Annotated in this window: 16 protein-coding genes; 10 read left to right on the top strand and 6 right to left on the bottom strand. The window is 64.5% G+C overall.

Annotated elements, in window-relative coordinates:
• Positions 1 to 227: 227 nt before the first annotated feature.
• From egtB to J2R76_RS02125, 3 genes are read left to right on the top strand one after another with little or no spacing between them, the layout of a single operon-like run.
• On the top strand, positions 228 to 1,481 hold the full coding sequence (egtB, locus tag J2R76_RS02135; RefSeq protein ID WP_076828469.1) for an ergothioneine biosynthesis protein EgtB: 1,254 nt from the start codon (positions 228 to 230) through the stop codon (positions 1,479 to 1,481).
• A 53-nt stretch (positions 1,482 to 1,534) separates the two neighbouring features.
• Positions 1,535 to 2,503, top strand: coding sequence for an L-histidine N(alpha)-methyltransferase (gene egtD, locus J2R76_RS02130; protein ID WP_076828467.1), 969 nt, complete (start codon positions 1,535 to 1,537; stop codon positions 2,501 to 2,503).
• Between the two features lie 25 nt (positions 2,504 to 2,528).
• On the top strand, positions 2,529 to 2,924 hold the full coding sequence (locus J2R76_RS02125) for a DUF4345 domain-containing protein (protein WP_076828465.1): 396 nt from the start codon (positions 2,529 to 2,531) through the stop codon (positions 2,922 to 2,924).
• Between the two features lie 9 nt (positions 2,925 to 2,933).
• Here J2R76_RS02125 and J2R76_RS02120 read toward each other — a convergent pair whose 3' ends face one another.
• Positions 2,934 to 4,115, bottom strand: a complete 1,182-nt coding sequence (locus tag J2R76_RS02120) for a low temperature requirement protein A (protein WP_076828463.1) — start codon at positions 4,113 to 4,115, stop codon at positions 2,934 to 2,936.
• 32 nt (positions 4,116 to 4,147) lie between these two features.
• Positions 4,148 to 4,384 (bottom strand): BolA family protein, encoded by a 237-nt coding sequence (locus tag J2R76_RS02115; protein WP_016843470.1) that lies wholly within the window; start codon positions 4,382 to 4,384, stop codon positions 4,148 to 4,150.
• A 187-nt stretch (positions 4,385 to 4,571) separates the two neighbouring features.
• Between J2R76_RS02115 and J2R76_RS02110 the strand changes: the two genes are divergently transcribed.
• Entirely contained in the window at positions 4,572 to 4,931 is a 360-nt protein-coding gene (locus J2R76_RS02110) for a DUF427 domain-containing protein (RefSeq protein ID WP_057018401.1), read from the top strand.
• A 123-nt stretch (positions 4,932 to 5,054) separates the two neighbouring features.
• On the opposite strand, the gene J2R76_RS02105 is transcribed toward J2R76_RS02110, so the two are convergent.
• Positions 5,055 to 5,228: a DUF1328 domain-containing protein gene (locus J2R76_RS02105; protein WP_024582607.1), complete on the bottom strand. Its 174-nt coding sequence runs from the start codon at positions 5,226 to 5,228 to the stop codon at positions 5,055 to 5,057.
• 187 nt (positions 5,229 to 5,415) lie between these two features.
• On the opposite strand from J2R76_RS02105, the gene J2R76_RS02100 reads away from it, so the two are divergent.
• Positions 5,416 to 6,600, top strand: coding sequence for an acyltransferase (locus J2R76_RS02100; protein WP_057018399.1), 1,185 nt, complete (start codon positions 5,416 to 5,418; stop codon positions 6,598 to 6,600).
• Positions 6,601 to 6,699: 99 nt separating this feature from the next.
• Here the strand turns inward: J2R76_RS02100 and J2R76_RS02095 are convergent, their stop codons facing one another.
• Positions 6,700 to 9,780, bottom strand: coding sequence for an efflux RND transporter permease subunit (locus tag J2R76_RS02095; RefSeq protein ID WP_253623736.1), 3,081 nt, complete (start codon positions 9,778 to 9,780; stop codon positions 6,700 to 6,702).
• A 33-nt stretch (positions 9,781 to 9,813) separates the two neighbouring features.
• On the bottom strand, positions 9,814 to 10,929 hold the full coding sequence (locus tag J2R76_RS02090) for an efflux RND transporter periplasmic adaptor subunit (RefSeq protein WP_076828459.1): 1,116 nt from the start codon (positions 10,927 to 10,929) through the stop codon (positions 9,814 to 9,816).
• Positions 10,930 to 11,060: 131 nt separating this feature from the next.
• Here J2R76_RS02090 and soxR point away from each other — a divergent pair, with 131 nt between their 5' ends.
• Positions 11,061 to 11,537, top strand: coding sequence for a redox-sensitive transcriptional activator SoxR (soxR, locus tag J2R76_RS02085; RefSeq protein ID WP_057018397.1), 477 nt, complete (start codon positions 11,061 to 11,063; stop codon positions 11,535 to 11,537).
• A 107-nt stretch (positions 11,538 to 11,644) separates the two neighbouring features.
• Positions 11,645 to 11,905 carry a GlsB/YeaQ/YmgE family stress response membrane protein gene (locus J2R76_RS02080; protein ID WP_016843463.1) on the top strand — a complete coding sequence of 87 codons (261 nt, stop codon included), beginning with the start codon at positions 11,645 to 11,647 and terminating at the stop codon, positions 11,903 to 11,905.
• A gap of 97 nt (positions 11,906 to 12,002) precedes the next feature.
• On the opposite strand, the gene purL is transcribed toward J2R76_RS02080, so the two are convergent.
• Positions 12,003 to 14,234, bottom strand: coding sequence for a phosphoribosylformylglycinamidine synthase subunit PurL (purL, locus tag J2R76_RS02075; RefSeq protein ID WP_076828457.1), 2,232 nt, complete (start codon positions 14,232 to 14,234; stop codon positions 12,003 to 12,005).
• Between the two features lie 173 nt (positions 14,235 to 14,407).
• Here purL and J2R76_RS02070 point away from each other — a divergent pair, with 173 nt between their 5' ends.
• The 3 genes from J2R76_RS02070 (at position 14,408) to J2R76_RS02060 (ending at position 18,631) form a co-directional block, all read left to right on the top strand.
• Positions 14,408 to 14,887: a PaaI family thioesterase gene (locus J2R76_RS02070; protein ID WP_076828456.1), complete on the top strand. Its 480-nt coding sequence runs from the start codon at positions 14,408 to 14,410 to the stop codon at positions 14,885 to 14,887.
• A 250-nt stretch (positions 14,888 to 15,137) separates the two neighbouring features.
• Complete coding sequence (locus J2R76_RS02065) at positions 15,138 to 17,372, top strand: alkaline phosphatase family protein (protein ID WP_253623735.1); 2,235 nt, start codon at positions 15,138 to 15,140, stop codon at positions 17,370 to 17,372.
• Between the two features lie 248 nt (positions 17,373 to 17,620).
• Entirely contained in the window at positions 17,621 to 18,631 is a 1,011-nt protein-coding gene (locus J2R76_RS02060; RefSeq protein ID WP_168854929.1) for a methyltransferase, read from the top strand.
• Positions 18,632 to 18,641 lie beyond the last annotated feature (10 nt).

The raw sequence follows: 18,641 nt of genomic DNA, 5'->3' as shown, positions 1-18,641 counted from the left end.
CTGACTATATATGTAGCTCAAACCATTGTGCATCCAAAGCAAAATGGCGGAAATCTGGCATGCACCGGGCGCTGCGGGCGCCCAAAATGGGCCGGGATTATCTGACGGCCCCAATATCATCGCAGGGGGAGGCTTTTTTCCCGTAACGGAGCCCCTATCTAGGACGAACTGTCCGTTGGGAACCAGTTTGCCGAAGCAACGTTCTCTCCATTGAATCGGAGACCCCTGTGACGAAACCAGCCTCTGCCGCGGCCGCCCTTCCCGCCGTCCCCCCGTCACTATCCTCCGAATCCGGCCCGCTCGCCCAGCGCTTGGTGGACGCCTATCGCGCCGTCCGCGACGAGACCGAACGGCGGGCCGCACCGCTGTCGCCCGAAGACCAGCTGATCCAGTCGATGCCGGACGCGAGCCCAGCCAAATGGCACCGCGCCCATACCACCTGGTTCTTCGAGCAGTTCCTGCTCGGCGAGCACGTCAAGGGCTACACGCCATTCCATCCCGACTACGCTTATCTGTTCAATTCTTATTACGTCAGCGCCGGTCCGCGGCACGCCCGCCACCAGCGCGGCCATTTGACCCGCCCGACCGCCGACGAAGTCACCGCCTACCGCCGCCATGTCGATGCCGAGGTGGTGAAATTCTTCCAGACTGCCGGCGCCGACACGCTCGAGGCGCTGGTGCCGCTGGTCGAGGTCGGGCTCAATCACGAGCAGCAGCATCAGGAGCTGATGTACACCGACATCCTGCATGCCTTCGCGCAGAACCCGATCCCGCCGGCCTACGATCCGGCGTGGCGCTTCCCGGCGTCGCAGCACGGGCCTGAGGAATGGGTGACGCTCAACGAAGGCATCCACACCGTCGGCCATGGCGACGACAGCTTCCATTTCGACAATGAGAAGCCCGCGCATCGCGCCTTGGTCGGCCCGGTCAAGCTCGCGAAGAACCTCGTCACCAATGCCGACTGGCTCGCCTTCATGAAGGACGGCGGCTATTCCACCGCCACGCTGTGGCTGATGGATGGCTTCGGCACCGTGAGCAACGAGGGCTGGCAGGCACCCGGCCATTGGCGCGAGATCGACGGCGAATGGAAGCTCATGACGCTCGGCGGCCTGCAGCCGATCGATCCGTCAGCGCCGGTTTGCCACGTCAGCTATTACGAGGCCGACGCCTTCGCCCGATGGGCCGGCAGGCACCTGCCGACCGAGATGGAATGGGAGGTCGCCGCGCGCGCCGGCCTGCTCAACGACGCCTACGGCATCGTCTGGCAATGGACCCGTAGCTCCTATTCGCCCTATCCGGGCTACCGCGCGATCGAAGGCGCGCTCGGTGAGTACAACGGCAAGTTCATGGTCAACCAGCTCGTGCTGCGCGGCTCGTCGCTGGCGACGCCTTCAGGTCACAGCCGCGTCACCTATCGCAACTTCTTCTATCCACACCATCGCTGGCAATTCACGGGGTTACGCCTCGCAGACTATGCCTGATTGAGTCCTGTCGACATCAATAACGCGTCGGTAAGCGCGTTCGGGAGAGTATCATGAATGTGCATGCCGCCGCTTTGGCCAAAGCGTATCCGTTCGACGAAGCGACATCGGTGTTTGCCGGCGACGTGATTGGCGATCTCGCCCGTCACCCGAAACGGCTGTCGCCGAAATATTTCTACGACGCCACCGGCTCCGAGCTGTTCGAGCAGATCACGGTGCTGCCGGAATATTATCCAACGCGCACCGAGCTTGGCATCCTGCGCGACCGCGGCGACGAGATCGCCGCGATCATCCCTGACGGCGCGGCGCTGGTCGAGTTCGGCGCTGGCGCGACCACCAAGGTGCGCCTGCTGCTCGAGCATTGCGAATTCGCAGCCTATGTGCCGGTCGATATCTCAGGCGATTTCCTGAAAGCCCAGGCCGACGGGCTGCGGAAGGATTTCCCTCGCCTCGGCATCTACCCGGTCGCTGCCGATTTCACCACGCCGTTCACGCTGCCCGAGGCCGTCGCCGCGATGCCGAAGGTCGGCTTCTTCCCCGGCTCGACGCTCGGCAATTTCGAGCCGAGCGAGGCCTTGGCCTTCCTGCGCAGCGCGCGAAAAATCCTCGGCCACGGCGCGCAGATGATCATCGGCGTCGACCTCGAGAAGGACGAGCGCGTGCTGTACGACGCCTATAACGACGCAGCCGGTGTCACCGCGCGGTTCAACCTCAATGTGCTGGTTCGCATCAACCGCGAGCTCGGCGGCAATTTCGATCTGTCGGGATTCACGCACCGCTCGATCTACAACCGCGATCGCCATCGCATCGAGATGCACCTGATCAGTCGCAAGGCGCAGACCGTGCGCATCCTCGGCAACACCTTTGCGTTCCGTCCGGGCGAGAGCATCCACACCGAGAACAGCTACAAATACTCGCTCGAGCGCTTCACCGCGCTCGCCCGCAGCGCGGGCTGGACGGTGCGCGAAAGCTGGACCGACGCTAACACGATGTTCTCGGTGCACGCACTGGTCGCGGACTAGCGCCCAAACCAGGACGGGGCAAATCATGGGCAGGCGTCCGCTGCAGATCGCGACGGCGTTGCTCGCCCTGGTCCCGATCCTGACCGGCATCATCACCATGCTGGGCGTCAGCGATCCGCTCTACGCCTCAGCGGGCGTTCCGGCGCTGCCGGTGCTCGACAGCAATCTGCGCTTCTTCGGCGGGGTCTGGCTTGGTCTCGGCCTCGCGCTGCTCTGGCTGGTACCGCGGATCGAAAGCGAGAGCGTGCTGTTTCGGGTGGTCTGGGGCGGCATCTTCCTCGGCGGCATCGGCAGGCTGCTGTCGATGCTGATGGTCGGCTTGCCGCCGCTGCCCTTCGTGGGCTTCACCGCGCTCGAAGTGATCGGCGCACCGCTGTTCGTCTATTGGCAGCACCTGGTAGCAAAGGCCGGCCGCAAGTAACGGCCGCCGCTATTCCTCTTCCCCCGTCGACCGCAGCGAGATCGACTCCCACGCGGCGACCACGATCATGATCGCGGTGGTGACGATCGAGAGCACCAGCGGCGACATCTCGCGGGCGAAATAGGCCGTGATCGCCAGCGCGACGATGCCGACGCCGTGCGACAGCTGGAGGAAGTTGCGGATCACATATTTGAACAGGATGGTTCCGACCAGGAACAGCATGGGCCCGCCGACCGAGCTGACGATCGTGTTCAGATCGGAATGACCGGACGGGTGCTTCAGCACCAGTTCGTCGGCCACCGCGGTGAGGATGATGCCGCCGACGATCGGCATGTGCAGATAGGTATAGGCGATCCGCGCCACGCGCCCGGATTCCTCTGACTTGGAGATCATATCCGAGCCGGCTTCGGCGCCCTTGTGGAAATAGATCCACCACATCGCGATGCTGCCGACCAGCGCCGAGATGAACGCGGTGACATTCTCCGGCGTCCAGGTCAGCTCGGCAAAGGTCGCGCCATCGACCACGATGGCCTCGCCGAGCGCAATGATGATGAAGCCGGCGCAGCGCTCGGCCATGTGGCCGCCCTCGACCGACCACGCCTCGATCGAGGAAAAGCCGAGCCCAGGGGTCCAGAACCGCGCGGCCGGCGCGATATATTCGATGGTCAGCGCCGCAATCCAGAGCCACATCCGTGTCTCGTGCTCGGCGAATCCGCCGAGAATCCACAGCACGGCCGAGCAGGACAGCCAGGTCAGGATGCGGATGGCGTTGTGGCGCACCGCCGTCCGGCGCCGCGGCGTCGCCAGCAGCCAGAACGTGGTGCGGCCGACCTGCATTGCCGCATAGGTCCCGGCAAACCACAGCCCGCGGCCCTCGAAGGCGGTCGGTATGGAGGTCGACAGCAACAGCCCGCCCAGCATCAGCACGAACAGCAGCAGGCGGACCGGCGTCAGCTCGGGATTGAGCCAGTTGGTGACCCAGGTGGTGTAGACCCACACCCACCACACCGCGAGGAACAGCAGCGTGACCTGCACCGCCCCAAGCGGGGTGAAGTGGTGCAGCAGCGTATGCGACAGCTGCGTGACGGCGAAGACGAAGACGAGGTCGAAGAACAGCTCGGCATTGGTGACGCGGCTGTGCTGGTTCGGCACGATGACGCGAAACATCGCACCGCGTGGATTGTCCACCATGCTTGAGGCCCCCGCCCGCAGCTTTGCCGGGCCTAGCCTTCCGGCACGCCGGTCTGCAGGGCCAGCGCGTGCAGCACGCCGCCCATCTGGCCCTTCAGCGACTGGTAGACGATCTGGTGCTGCTGGACGCGGGACTTGCCGCGGAAGGACTCGGAAATAACAGTGGCGGCGTAGTGGTCGCCGTCGCCGGCCAGATCGCGGATCGTCACCTCGGCATCGGGAATCGCTGCCTTGATCATCGATTCGATATCACGGGCGTCCATCGGCATCCCAGTCCACCTCCGTCAGGTCGTTCGAATCAGGGCCAGATCGGCCAGATAAACCTAAGGATAAAACCTAGCCCTTGGGGTCTTCTAGGTCATCCCGGGCACACTATATTCCCATTCCCAGCGATTTAAACCTGCATCAATCGGTCACAAGCCATCACACCGAAATGACCAGAAGAGGCGCAGAATCATGAAGCTCCCCGGCCCCGATCATCCCATTACGATCACGCCCAACGCCAAGCGCGTCCGCGTCATCGCGGACGGCGTCGTGATCGCCGAGACTACCCATGCGCTGACCTTGAAGGAAGCGAGCTATCCGGCCGTGCAATACGTCCCCCGGCAGGACGCCAACATGGAGCTGTTGACCCGCACCGAGCGGACCACGCATTGCCCGTACAAGGGGGACGCGAACTACTTCAGCATCAAGGCCAACGGCAAGACGCTGGACAACGCGATCTGGACCTATGAGGAGCCCTTCCCGGCGATGACCGAGATCGCCGGCCACCTCGCCTTCTATCCGGACAAGGTGAAGATCGAGGAAGTCGCCTAGGGTCGCCTGCCGCAAGCGCCGGGCCTCTCCCGGCCTTTGGTCGCGCGCTGACCCAGCCTGCAAAACGGCAATGCCCGGGCGAGGCCCGGGCATGACGTCGGGAGCCCTTGGCCCCGATCCCAGCTATACCCTGAATATCGTGAGCCCGAGGATCAGGAGCACCAGGAAGATCACGACGAACACATAGAACAGAAAGCGCGCGATGTCGGCGGAGGCGGCGGAAATGCCGGTGAAGCCAAGCAAACCCGCGATGATCGATACGACAAGGAAGATCAGCGCCCATTTCAGAATTGTCATTACCCGCTCCTCATAACCGCGCGTGTCCGCCAGGTCGAACGAGAACGCCCGCACCCGACCGCAGTTCCAAAGACGAAACAGCTTCGCCGAGATGACCGACCTCGATACTCCCCCGTCCAGCCGATTGGGCCTTGCTGAATCAGGTTCCCGACTGCAACATCAGGATGTAGACCCGGCTGGTGGCACCATGAAATCGATTGCTCACGCGGCTCCGGCCGTCGACATCCAGGCAGCACCGAAGCTCCACAAGCGCAATGTCGCGCTGGACCGCGCGCGCACCTTCCTGACCCTGGTCGTGCTGCTGCACCACGCGGTGATCCCCTACACCTATTTCGGGCACACCGACCCGACATCGTGGATCGGCTTCGACTGCGTGGTGCTCGCCACCGACAGCTTCTTCATGGCGATGTTCTTTTTCCTGTCGGGGCTGTTCGTCTGGCCGGGGCTCGGCAACAAGCCATGGCTGATCTTCCTGCGCGACCGGCTGCTGCGGCTCGGCCTGCCGTTCGTGATCTGCGCTGTCACGGTCATTCCGATCGCCTATTACGCGATCGCGCTGCGCGCGACGCCGGGGCTGAGCTTCTCCGAATTCTGGTGGAAAACCATGACGGTCGGGCCGTGGCCAAGCGGCCCGATCTGGTTCGTCTACGTCCTGATGGCTTTCGACCTCACGGCGAGCCTGCTGTACCGGGTGTCGCCGCGTCTGCTCGATCCGATCAACCGCCTGTCGATCAAGGGATTTCAACGTCCCTCGAAGTTCTGGCTGTTCCTCGTCATCGTCAGTGTCGCCGCCTACCTGCCGATGCTGGTCCATTACGGCCAGAACTACTGGTTCGAGTTCGGACCGTTTTCGGTGCAGGCGAGTCGGGTGCTGCTGTACGCGTCCTATTTCTTCATCGGAGCGGGAATCGGGGCGGCGAACCTCGAGGGTGGCGTGCTCAGCGCGCACGGACGGCTGACCGAGCGCCGCTGGTTCTGGACCGGCATCACGCTGATCCCCTACTGTTTGATGTGGGTGATGATCTACATCAAGCGCATGATCATCGGTAACCCCGATCCGCTGCCGGGCTGGTATCTCGGGATCTACGGTACCTTCTATGTGCTGTTCAGCGCCTCGATCCTGTTCGCGATCCTGGCCTACTTCCTGCAATCGAAATCGTCGGGCCCGACGCTGCTCGACCGGATGCAGGGCGACGCCTACGGCATGTTCCTGGTGCACTATCCGATCGTGCTGTGGCTGCAATACTGGCTGTTTGATATGGATCTGCCGGCCTTCGCCAAGGCCGCGATCGCGTTCTTCGCCACTGTGGCGCTGAGCTGGGCGGTCACGGCCGTGTTGCGCAAGATTCCCGGCTCGAGATACGTGCTTTAGTTCGATGAACCCGTAGGATGGGTAGAGCGCAGCGAAACCCATCACTTTCGTGCTGTGCATCGAGATGGTGGGTTTCGCTGCGCTCTACCCACCCTACGCCTACGCAGCGATCTCGCCCCTCGCCGCCACGCTTTCCAGCCGCGGGGCGGCCGCGGCGCGATGATCGCGGGCGATCAGGATGTAGAAGGTCGGCAGCACGAACAGCGTGAACAGCGTGCCGATCAGCATGCCCATCACCACGACGATGCCGATCGCGAAGCGGCTCGCCGCGCCGGCGCCGTCGGCATAGAGCAGCGGGGCGAGGCCCGCAACCATCGCGGCTGTCGTCATCAGCACCGGCCGCATCCGCACCGCGGCCGCCTTCTGGATCGCGGCGACCCGGTCGAGCCCTTCATGGTGCTGGATCTCGTTGGCAAAGCTCACCATCAGGATGCCGTGCTTGGAGATCAGCCCGATCAGGGTGACGAGGCCGATCTGGGTATAGATGTTCAGCGTGGTGAAGCCGAAATACAGCGGCAGCAGCGCACCGCAGACCGCGAGCGGCACCGTGACCATGATCACCAGCGGATCGCGAAAACTCTCGAACTGCGTCGCCAGCACCAGGAAGATCACGATCAGCGCCATGCCGAAGGTCACGATCAGGCGGTTGCCCTCCTGGACATATTGCCGGCTGTCCGACAGCCAGTCGACGGTCATCCCCGGCGACAGTTTCTGCCCCTGCATGAACGACACCGCCTGCCCCATGGTGACGCCGGGCTTCAGCACTGCCGAGATCGTCGCCGCGTTCATCTGATTGAACTGCGGCAGCCGGTTCGGCTCCGGCTTGACGTTGACCTTGATCACCGTCGACAGCGGAAACATCTGCCCCGAGCTCGAACGGACGTTGAAGTTTCCGAGCCCTTCCGGCGTGATCCGGTCGGCCTGGCGCACCTGCGGGATCACCTCGTAGGAGCGTTCAAAGAAATTGAAGCGGTTGACATAATTCTCGCCGACCAGCACCGCGAGCGTGTCGGCGATGGTCTGCATGCTGACGCCGGCCTCGGCCGCCTTGGCGTGATCGATGGTGATCCGCGCGGTCGGGCTGTCGAAGGCAAGATCGCTGTCGACGAAGGCGAACAGCCCGCTCTTCCATGCGGCCCCCTTCAGCGTCTCGACCTCCTGATAGATGGTGGCGAAATCGCCGGCCGAGCGCACCACCATCTGAAACGGCAGGCCGCCGGTCGCCGCCGGCAGCGCCGCCGGCTGGAACGGCGTCACGCTGGCGGCGAGCACGCCGTAGGACATGCCGTAGAGCTGGTTCTGGATGTCGTTGGCCGAGCGCTTGCGCTTGTCCCAATCGGTCAGGGTGATGCCGCCGAAGGCATGGTTCTGCCCGTCGGTACCGTTGATGAACCAGCTCGCATGGTATTCGGGAAACGAGCGAAACAGCTGCTCGATCTGGTCGGAGGAGCGCGTGGTGTAATCGACGCTGGCATATTGCGGCGCGCGGAGCACGGTGAACACATAGCCCTGGTCCTCGGAGGGCGCGAGCTCGCGCTGGCTGCCGAGGAACAGCACCACGATCGCCGCCAGCACGCCGAATGCCACCAGCAGCACCGCTGCGCGCATCTTGAGCGTCGCGGCCAGCAGCCGGCCGTAGCCACGCGACAGCCTTGAGAACTGATGCTCGACGAAACGGGCAAATCGGCCGTGCGAGTTGGCTTCGCCGAGCAGCTGCGCGCTCATCATCGGCGACAAGGTCAGGGCGATGACGCCCGAGACCACCACCGAGCCCGCCAGTGTGAAGGCGAATTCGCGGAACAGGCTGCCGGTCAGGCCGCCCATCAGGCCGATCGGCGCATAGACCGCGGCGAGCGTGATCGTCATCGCGATCACGGGACCGATGATCTCGCGCGCGCCAATCAAGGCGGCGTCGCTGGGGCTCCGCCCTTCCTCGATGTGACGATGGATGTTTTCCACCACCACGATGGCGTCGTCGACCACGAGCCCGATCGCCAGCACCATCGCGAGCAGGGTCAGCAGATTGATCGAAAAGCCGAGCGCCAGCATCATCGCGGCGGTGCCGACCAGCGACAGCGGCACGGTGACCACAGGGATCAGCACCGAACGGAACGAGCCCAGGAACAGCAGGATCACCACCACCACGATCGCGATCGCCTCGGCCAGCGAATGCTGCACCTCCGATATCGAGGCCTTGACGAAGTGCACGATGTTGAAGACGTCGGCGACCTTCAAGCCGGGCGGCGCCACGCGGTTGAGGTCCTCGATCACCTTGGCGGTGGCGGCGACAATCTCCAGCGGGTTGCCGTCGGGGGTCGGCTGCACCGCGATGTAGACGGTGGGCCTGCCGCTGTCGCGTGCGTTGGAATCGTAGTTCTCGCCGCCGATCTCGAGGGTGGCGACGTCGCCGAGCCGCACCAGGCCTCCGCCGCCGGCGCCGGTCTTGATCACCATCTTGCGGAAATCGTCGAGATTGCGCAGATCGGTCGCCGCGGTGATGTTGGTGACGGTCATCTCGCCGCGCAGCCGCCCCGGCGCCGCCTGCACGTTGTTGGACCGCAGCGCGGCGGAGATATCGGCCGCGGTCAGCCCGCGTGCCGCGAGCTTGAACGGATCGATCCACACCCGCATCGCCAGCGACGATCCGCCCGAGGTGTCGGCCGACGCCACGCCGGGCACCGAGGTGAGCAGCGGCTGCGCCACGCGGGTCGCGAAGTCGGTGATCTGCGCCGGCGTCAGCGTGTCGCTGGTGAAGGCGATGTACTGCACCGCCGAGGCGCCGTCGGTGATCTTGGTGATGACAGGGTCGAACACGCCGGTCGGCATCCGGTACTTGACCTGCTGCACCTTGGCGAGCACCTCGGTCATGGCGCGGTCGGCATTGGCGTTGAGCACCAGCTTGGCCTTGATCTGGCTGAGGCCAAGCGTCGAGTTCGAGGTCATGTACTCGATGCCGTTGGCGGTCGCGATCGACTGCGCGATGACGGACGTCACAAAGCCCTGCATCACGTCCTGGGTCGCACCGGGGAACGAGACGTCGACCTGGATCGTCGCGCTCTCCATGTTGGGATATTGCCGCACCGGCAGCGAGACCATCGCTGCGGTGCCGATCAACAGGATCAGCAGGCTGACGACCGTCGCCAGAATCGGCCGGCGGATGAAGATGTCGGTGAAATGCATGATGCTTGCCTTTGGTCGCCTACCGCTCGCGGGTCAGCGCCCCTTCTCCGGCGTCTCCGGCATGGTCGTCTGGACGGCCGCGCCGGGCATGACGCGGAGCTGGCCCGCGGTGACGATGTGATCGCCGGGCGCAAGCCCCAGCTCCACCACGACACGCTCGCCGATCCGTTGCCCGGTCTTGACAGCGACGCCGACCGCCTTGTTGTCGCGCACGACCAGCACGCTCTCGCCGGATGCGCTGGTCTGGATCGCGGTCACCGGCACCACGATGGCGTCCGCCTGCGGCGGCAGCACCACGCTTACCATCACGAAGAGGCCCGGCCGCAGCAGCCGGTCGGGATTAGGAAACAGGGCTTGCACGAGGACATTGCGGGTGTCCTCGGCGACCTGCGGCTCGATGGCGTTGATCTTGGCCTCGAACACCCGATCGGGGAAAGCATCGGTACGGATCGTCACCGCGCCTCCCACCTTCAGATTTGACAGGCGCTGCTGCGGAACGGTGAAATTGGCATAGAGTTGGTCGAGCGCGGTCAGCGTCGCGAGCGCATCGCCGGCATTGACGTATTGGCCGAGATTGACCTTGCGCAGACCGATCTGGCCCGCGAACGGCGCGCGGATCGTCATCTGCGCGATCTGGGCATCGAGCTGGTCGAGCGAGGCGTCGGCCTGCTTCAGATCTTCCTGCCGCTGCTGCAGCGTCTCCTGGGTCACGAAGCCGGACGGCGCGAGGCCCTGCGAGCGCTTCTCCTGCAATTGCGCGAAGCGTCCCTTGGAGACCGCAACCGCACGCGCGGCGCGCAGCGGCGCGTCATAGAGCTGCACCAGCGGCGCGCCCTCGGCGACATCGATGCCGGCATCGAAATTGATCGCGGTGACGCGGCCGGCAACCTCCGGCGCCAGAATCACCTGACGCACCGCCTGCAGCGAGCCGATCGCCTCGATCGACCGCGGCAGGGTTTCGGTCCGCACCACCATCGCCGCGACCGGCGTCGGCGGGGCCTCGGCGGTGGGCTTGGCCGAGGCGCTGGATCCGCCTGCACGCCAGGCAAACAAGCCGGCCGCGGCACAGGCGAGCAACAGAACGGTGATGCCGAACGGCCTGGCACAAAGCCCGAGCCAGCGGCGCGACGAAAATGATGCGGACGGCATATTGTTTCCAAGAACAAACCCCGGCGTGTCGGCCGGAAGCTTGCGCCTGCAAGCCCGCAACTGATATAGAACCTCAAGTACGGTTGAGGTCAAGGCTGGCAGCTTGCAGGACTTCTAATCCAGGATTTGCAATGACGCTTGCGCAGGAGCTTTCTGTCGGCGAGGTGGCGCGGCGCAGCGGACTTGCTGTCTCCACCCTTCACTTCTACGAGAGCAAGGGACTGATCGCGAGCCGGCGCACCGGCGGCAACCAGCGGCGCTACATGCGCGGGGTGCTGCGGCGGATCGCCGTGATCAGGATCGCGCAGCGCGCCGGGATCCCGCTCGAGGAGATCAGGCAGACCTTCGCCGCGATACCGCTCGATCGCGCGCCGACCGTGCGCGAATGGGAGCGCGCGATGCGGGCCTGGACCGAGACGCTCGAGCAGCGCATCAACGATCTCACCGATCTCCGCGACAAGCTGTTCAACTGCATCGGTTGCGGCTGCCTGTCGGTGACCGATTGCCCGCTGCGCAACTGCGACGACAAGCTCGGCGCCCAGGGGCCGGGCCCGCGCATCCTGATCACCGCGGCCGAACGCCGGGCGCGGCGCAAGCGGCGGGGCTGACGGCATTTTCGCGGCCGACAAGTTGCGCACAACCTGCCTTTGGTCACATCCCGCCAGGTGATTCTCAGGTATGCTGGCCGGACTTCTTGACCCTAGGGAGTCCTGAGATGAACGACCCTCAAGTTGGATGGATCGCCGCCATCATCGTCGGCGGACTGGCGGGCTGGCTCGCCGAGATGTTCATGAAATCCGGAACCGGCATCTTCATGAATATCATCCTCGGCATTGTCGGCGCCGCGCTAGCGAACTGGCTGTTGGGTCTGCTCGGCGTATCGCTCGGCGGAGGCTGGCTCAGCTATCTCGTCGCCGGCTTCATCGGCGCCTGCATCATCATCTTTGCCTGGCGCGCGGTCCGCGGCGCGACATAAGGCATGATCCGAAGGGATCACGTTCGGAATAGAAATGGCGCGATGATGGGTTCATCGCGCCATTGAATCATTGCTCGCGGCGCCTGATCCAGCCGGATCAGGCGGCAGTGCCGTGCATGTAGTTCGGCAGCCAGTGCTCGAAGGCGCGCGACAGGCTTTCGACCGCAACCGGCGACTCCCCAGCCACCGCAATCGCGTCGCCGCCGGTGGTGCCGATGCGCGCGCAGGGCACGCCGGCGCCCTTCATCTTGGCCAGCACGAGGCCTGCGTCGGCGGCCGGCACGGTGACGATGTAGCGGGCCTGATCCTCGCCGTACCAATAGGCGTGCGGCACGATCGAGGACGGCGCGGCCAGGAGTTGCGCGCCGATGCCGCTTGCGATCGCCATTTCGGCGAGCGCGATCAAAAGACCGCCGTCGGAGACGTCGTGCACCGCGGTCGCGGTGCCGGCGTGGATCATGCCGCGCACCACGTCGCCATTGCGCTTCTCGGCAGCGAGATCGACCGGCGGCGGAGCGCCCTCCTCGCGGCCGCAGACGTCGCGCAGATAGACCGACTGGCCGAGCCAGCCCTGCGTGTCGCCAACCAGAAGGATCGCCTCGCCGGCCGCCTTGAACGCCAGGGTCGCGGACTTGGTGAAGTCGTCGAGCAGGCCGACGCCGCCGATCGAGGGCGTCGGCAGGATGCCGCGGCCGTTGGTCTCGTTGTAGAGCGAGACGTTGCCGGACACGACCGGGAAGTCCAGCGCGCGGCAGGCCTCCGAAATGCCCTTCAGGCAGCCGACGAACTGGCCCATGATCTCGGGCCGCTCCGGATTGCCGAAGTTGAGATTGTCGGTGATCGCGAGCGGCCGGCCGCCGACCGCAGTGATGTTGCGCCAGGCTTCCGCGACCGCCTGCTTGCCGCCCTCGAACGGATCGGCCTCGCAATAGCGCGGCGTGACGTCGACGGTGAGCGCAAGGCCCTTCGGTCCGTCCTCGACGCGAACCACCGCGGCATCGCCGCCGGGGCGCTGCATGGTATTGCCGAGGATGACGTGGTCGTACTGCTCCCACACCCAGCGCTTCGAGCACAATTCGGGCGTGCCGATCAGCTTTTCCAGCGCATCCGCGATACCGAGCGGCGGCTTGACGTCCTGCCCGCGGATCACCGGCAGCGCATTCGAGGCGACGTGCGGACGGTCGTAGACCGGCGCCTCGTCACCGAGCTCCTTGATCGGCAGATCGGCCATCACGTCGCCGCCATGCTTGACGACGAAACGCTTGGTCGGCGTGGTGTAGCCGACGATGGCGAAATCGAGCCCCCATTTGCGGAATATCGCCTCGGCCTCTTTTTCCTTCTCGGGCTTGAGCACCATGAGCATGCGCTCCTGGCTTTCCGAGAGCATCATCTCGTAGGCGCTCATCCCGGTCTCGCGGGTCGGCACCGCGCTGAGGTCGAGCTCGACGCCGAGATCGCCCTTGGCGCCCATCTCGACCGCCGAGCAGGTCAGGCCCGCCGCGCCCATGTCCTGGATCGCGATCACGCAACCCTTTTCCATGATCTCGAGGCAGGCTTCCAGCAAGAGCTTCTCGGCGAAGGGATCGCCGACCTGCACGGTCGGGCGCTTCTCCTCGGAGGCGTCGTCGAATTCGGCTGAGGCCATCGAGGCGCCGTGGATGCCGTCGCGGCCGGTCTTGGAGCCGAGATAGACGATCGGCATGTTCACGCCGGAGGCCGCCGCGTAGAAGATCTTGTCGGCGTCGGCGAGGCCGACCGCCATGGCGTTGACCAAGATGTTGCCGTCATAGCGGGTGTGGAAACGCACCTGGCCGCCGACCGTCGGCACGCCGAAGGAATTGCCGTAGCCGCCGACGCCCGCGACCACGCCGGACACCAGATGCCGGGTCTTGGGATGCTCGGGCGCACCGAAGCTCAGCGCGTTCAGGCAGGCGATCGGCCGCGCGCCCATGGTGAAGACGTCGCGCAGGATGCCACCGACGCCGGTGGTCGCGCCCTGGTAGGGCTCGATGTAGCTCGGGTGATTGTGGCTCTCCATCTTGAAGACCACGGCCTGCCCGTCGCCGATGTCGATCACGCCGGCATTCTCGCCGGGGCCCTGGATCACCCAGGGGGCCTTGGTCGGCAGCCCGCGCAGATGGATGCGCGACGACTTGTACGAGCAATGCTCGTTCCACATCGCCGAGAAGATGCCGAGTTCTGTGAAGGTCGGAACCCGCCCGATCAGCTTCAGGATGCGCTCGTACTCGTCCGGCTTCAGCCCGTGGGCGGCGACGAGTTCGGGGGTGATTTGGGGCTCGTTCTTGGGGTCGTTCTTGGGCGCGTTCATGGGACCCTTAATAGGTAGATAGAACGGGGGCGAAAAGGCCTTTTAGGGCCCATTTCCGGCCTGTCCAGAGCTTTGCGGCAGCTGGCCGCGGCCCGAGATCTGCTCCCGGGATTTGCACAATGGGGATGGATCGGATTTAAGGACCCGAACCCGATAATTGAAGGCCATATTTCGTGAACGAGCTCGCCAAAACTGCATTCAACCGCCGCCCCGACCTGCACGTCGAAACCGAGGGCGAATTCACCGGCTGGCGAACCTGGACCCGGGACAATTTCGAGACCCATACCGGCCCGTTCTACCACCGCATGGACGAGAACGGCCGCATCACCTGCGCGTTCCGGGTCGGCAAGAAGCATCTCAACGGCTCCGGCAACGTCCACGGCGGCTGCTTCATGACCTTCGCGGATTACTGCCTGTTCGCGCTCGCCGGCTCGGTGCTGCAGGGCCCCGGCGTCACGGTGTCGTTCGCCTCGGAATTCCTCGACGCCGCCCGCGAGGGCGACCTGATCGAGTGCACCGGCGAGGTCACCCGCGCCGGCATGTCGCTGATCTTCGTGCGGGGCATGCTGACATCGGCGGAGCGGCCGCTGTTCACCTTCTCCGGCACCATCAAGCGGGTGAAGCGCAGGGCGCCGGCGCAGGCAACGGCGTAAAGCGTGTGACGTCTGTGGACGCTCGCCGTCATCCAGCCGTTACATCGGCACGGATTGAATCGACAGCACAGCTCTAGCGCGTTGTGTTCACGCGCGTTCTTCGCGTGAGGCAATACGAACTGCGGTTGTGACGCATCGACGCACTGTCGTTGCGTCGTCGCGCGCGCGTCACATGCGCGTCAGGCAAGCCCCCGAAGATTGCTGAACGGTTTCCGTTTGTGTGTTCGCGCAGCGAAATTGGGGCATTCTCATGAAATTGAAGACGTTCGTTTCCGTTACGACGGCGATGTCGCTTGTCGCATCGCTGGTGTGGACTGCAACTCCGGCGCGCGCCGGTCAAGACGGCGATAATGGTGATCGCGGCGTTGGCGATGCTCGCGGTCACGATCAGGATCAAGACCAGGATCATGACGGCGGTCATCACGGCCGCAAGCCGCGCGTGGTGATGATCTCGCTTGACGGTGCCAAGCCCGATTTCATCCAGAAATTCATCGAGGAAGGCGTACTGCCGCGCGACGGCGGCCTCGCCCGGCTCAGCCGACGCGGCGCAGTGGCGTTGCAGAACGTGACGGCGTCACCGTCGCTCACCGCGGTGTCGCATATCGCGATCGCGACCGGCTCCACGGCGGTCCACAACGACATCCCCTCGAACACGTTCGAGCCGATCGTCGGGCCGATCTCCGGCAGCATCAGCGGCTTTGCGGCGCCGATCGGCGGCTACAGCGAGAATCCGCTCGGGCCGTCGCCGCACCCGACCGCGGTGCCGTTGTGGGTGCAGCTGCGCCAGCAGGGCAAGAAGGTTGTCACGGCGACCTGGCCCGGCGGCGACGGCGCCGACATCTCCATCAACAAGACCGTGGTGCAGCCGGCCCAGCCGACCCGCATCACCGACTTCACGGTCCCGTTCGGCGCGTTCGGCGGCATCGGGGCCCAGGGCTTCTCGCTGTCGCGAGGCGACTTCACGGCCGACCCGAGCATCGTGACGGCGCTGCAGGCTGCCGGCCATTTCTCGTTCAGCCCGGTGCTGGTGACCTCGGCACCGATCGAGACGTTCTCCTGCTCGGCCGCGGCAACCGCGACCTGCACCAATGCCTCGACGCTCGATGTCAAATATTCGATCCGCGTCGCCGCGATCGACACCACCAACGATCGCAAGGTGAACTACGACACGCTGGTGTTCTTCGACGCCAACCGCGGCATCACCGCAGGACCGTTCCACGCGCCGTCGACCGGACCGGCCTATGTCAAGTTCGGCGGCGAGAACGCACCGTTCTTCTTTGAAGGCAGCGGGGCGAAGGTTGGTGCCGCGTACTTCGTCTCTGCGCTGTCTCCCGATCTCTCGGTGGTGCGCTTCGCCCGCTACGGCGCCAATTACATCCCGCGCAATACGCCTGTGCTCGCCGACGTCGACGACATCAACAACAACATCGGGTTCTGGCGTCCGCAGGCCGACTTCCGCATTCCGGAGCGCCTGAGCCCCGGCTTCACCAGCTTCTCCGACGTCGAGTTCGAGACGATGTTCGAGGACATGGTGAAGACCTTCGTGCGCTACCAGGCCAATATCGGCGAGCGCGCGATCAAGACCCATCCGGACGCCGACCTCGTCATGGTCTATATCGAGCAGCCCGACGGCTCCGAGCACCAGTTCCTGCTGACCGATCCCCGCCAGGGCACCAACCCGACCGATCCGAATTCGATCGGCGCCAACCAGGATGCTGCCAAGGTCAAGCGCTACGCGTCCTACATCCGTTTCGCCTACCAGACGGCCGACAAGGCGGTGAAGCAGATCGCCGATGCGGCGGGCCGCGACAGCAACGTGATCGTGGTGTCGGACCACGGCTTCGCGCCGTTCCACACCTCGGTCAATCTCACCAACATCCTGCGCAACGCCGGGATCGACACCAGCAAGGTCGGGATCCGCACCTCCGGCCCCGCCGCCGACATCTACATCAACCTGCAGAACCGCGAGCTCGGCGGCACCGTTGATCTGGCGACCTACCGCACCCTGGTGGCGCAGATCACTGACGCGGTGAAGAACGCGGTCGACCCCAATGCCCGCTTCAACTACTCACTCAAGGACCAACGCATCTTCACCGTCGTCGAGACCCGGCCGCTGCAATGCGACGCCGGAACCGGACAATGCATCAGCAAGACCATCGGCCAGGACTATGGCGACGTGTTCGCGCTGATGGCGCCCGGCTACAATTTCGACGGCATCCAGAACCCCGGCGTCGCGCGCCAGGGCGACGCGCCGTTCAACGCGGCAACCACCATGCTGTCGATGCCGAACTTCCATGGCGCCCACGGTCACGACCCCGAGCTTCCGGTGATGAGCGCGACGTTCATCGCCGCCGGGCCGCAGATCCGCAAGGACACCGTGGTGCGGCACATGCGCAATATCGACGTGGCGCCGACCATCATGCGAATCCTCGGCTCGGCACCGCAGCAGGTCGACGGCGAGGTGCTGGGCCAGGTCCTGCGCTAGAGCATGGTCCGGCATTTCAGGCAAAGCTCACGCGATGGACGCCGGAGCGGCGTCCATCGCTGATTCGTTCTCGCCAATCCTGCGCCACTGGCGTTCACCGAGCCGAAGTGTCAAACTCAAATTTATTCGCCGTTATTTGAAATGACGCCGTGGTGAACCCCTGCCACCCTCCCGGCGCACCAGGCCCGAACCAGGGGCGACATGTTCACCCGGCTGCACCAGCAGTGACAACCAATTGGGATCAAGTCATGAGCGCCGCAACACCGGAACATATTATGCAGATTGGTCTGGGCTTTTGGGCGTCCAAAACGCTCTTGAGCGCCGTCGAACTGGGCGTGTTCAGTACGTTGGCCGATGGCCCCGCTGACCTGCCGACGCTGCAAAGGACGCTTGCGTTGCATCAGCGATCGGCCCGCGACTTCCTCGATTCGCTGGTGGCGCTCAGATTGCTTGAGCGCGAGAACGGCATCTACAGCAACACCCCGGACACGGACCTGTATCTCGATCGCGCCAAGCCATCCTACATCGGAGGCATTCTGGAGATGGCGAATGCCCGGCTCTATGGCTTTTGGGGATCGCTCACGGAGGCCCTGCGCAGCGGCGAATTGCAGAACGAGGGCAAGGACGGAGGAGAAGACTTATTTGCGGCATTGTATGCCGATCCGGATCGGTTGCGGGGATTTCTGACCGCGATGAGCGCAATAAGCGCGGGTGCGGCGCATGCTATTGCCGGCAAGTTCCCTTGGAGCGAGTACAAGACTTTCATGGATCTCGGTTCGGCTCAGGGCATGGTGCCTGCCACGCTCGCACACGACCATCCGCACCTCACCGGCATCGGCTTCGACCTTCCCGCGGTCAAGCCGGTGTTCGAGGAATTTATCGCTCAGCGCGGGCTGGAGGATCGGGTGCGGTTTCGGGGAGGAAACTTCTTCGAGGACCCGCTGCCGGAGGTTGACGTCATCATCATGGGTCACATCCTTCATGATTGGGACCTTGCCAAGAAACGGGCGCTTCTCGGCAAGGCATTCGATGCGCTTCCGAAAGGTGGCGCAATCATTGTTTATGACGCCATCATCGATGACGATCGCCGCGAAAACGCTTTCGGGCTTCTGATGAGCTTGAATATGCTGATCGAAACCGCCGGTGGGTTTGACTACACAGGCGAAGACTGTCAGGCTTGGATGCGCGACGTCGGATTTTCCCGAACGCGGGTCGAACCGCTCGTTGGCCCGGATTCGATGGTGATCGGATTTAAGTAGCGTATCCGCT

Origin of the sequence: Bradyrhizobium sp. USDA 4532 (assembly GCF_024171315.1) — a bacterium.
GTDB lineage: Bacteria > Pseudomonadota > Alphaproteobacteria > Rhizobiales > Xanthobacteraceae > Bradyrhizobium > Bradyrhizobium australafricanum.
Note: the sequence above shows the minus strand (reverse complement) of the source record. Positions and strands in the feature narration are given on the sequence as shown.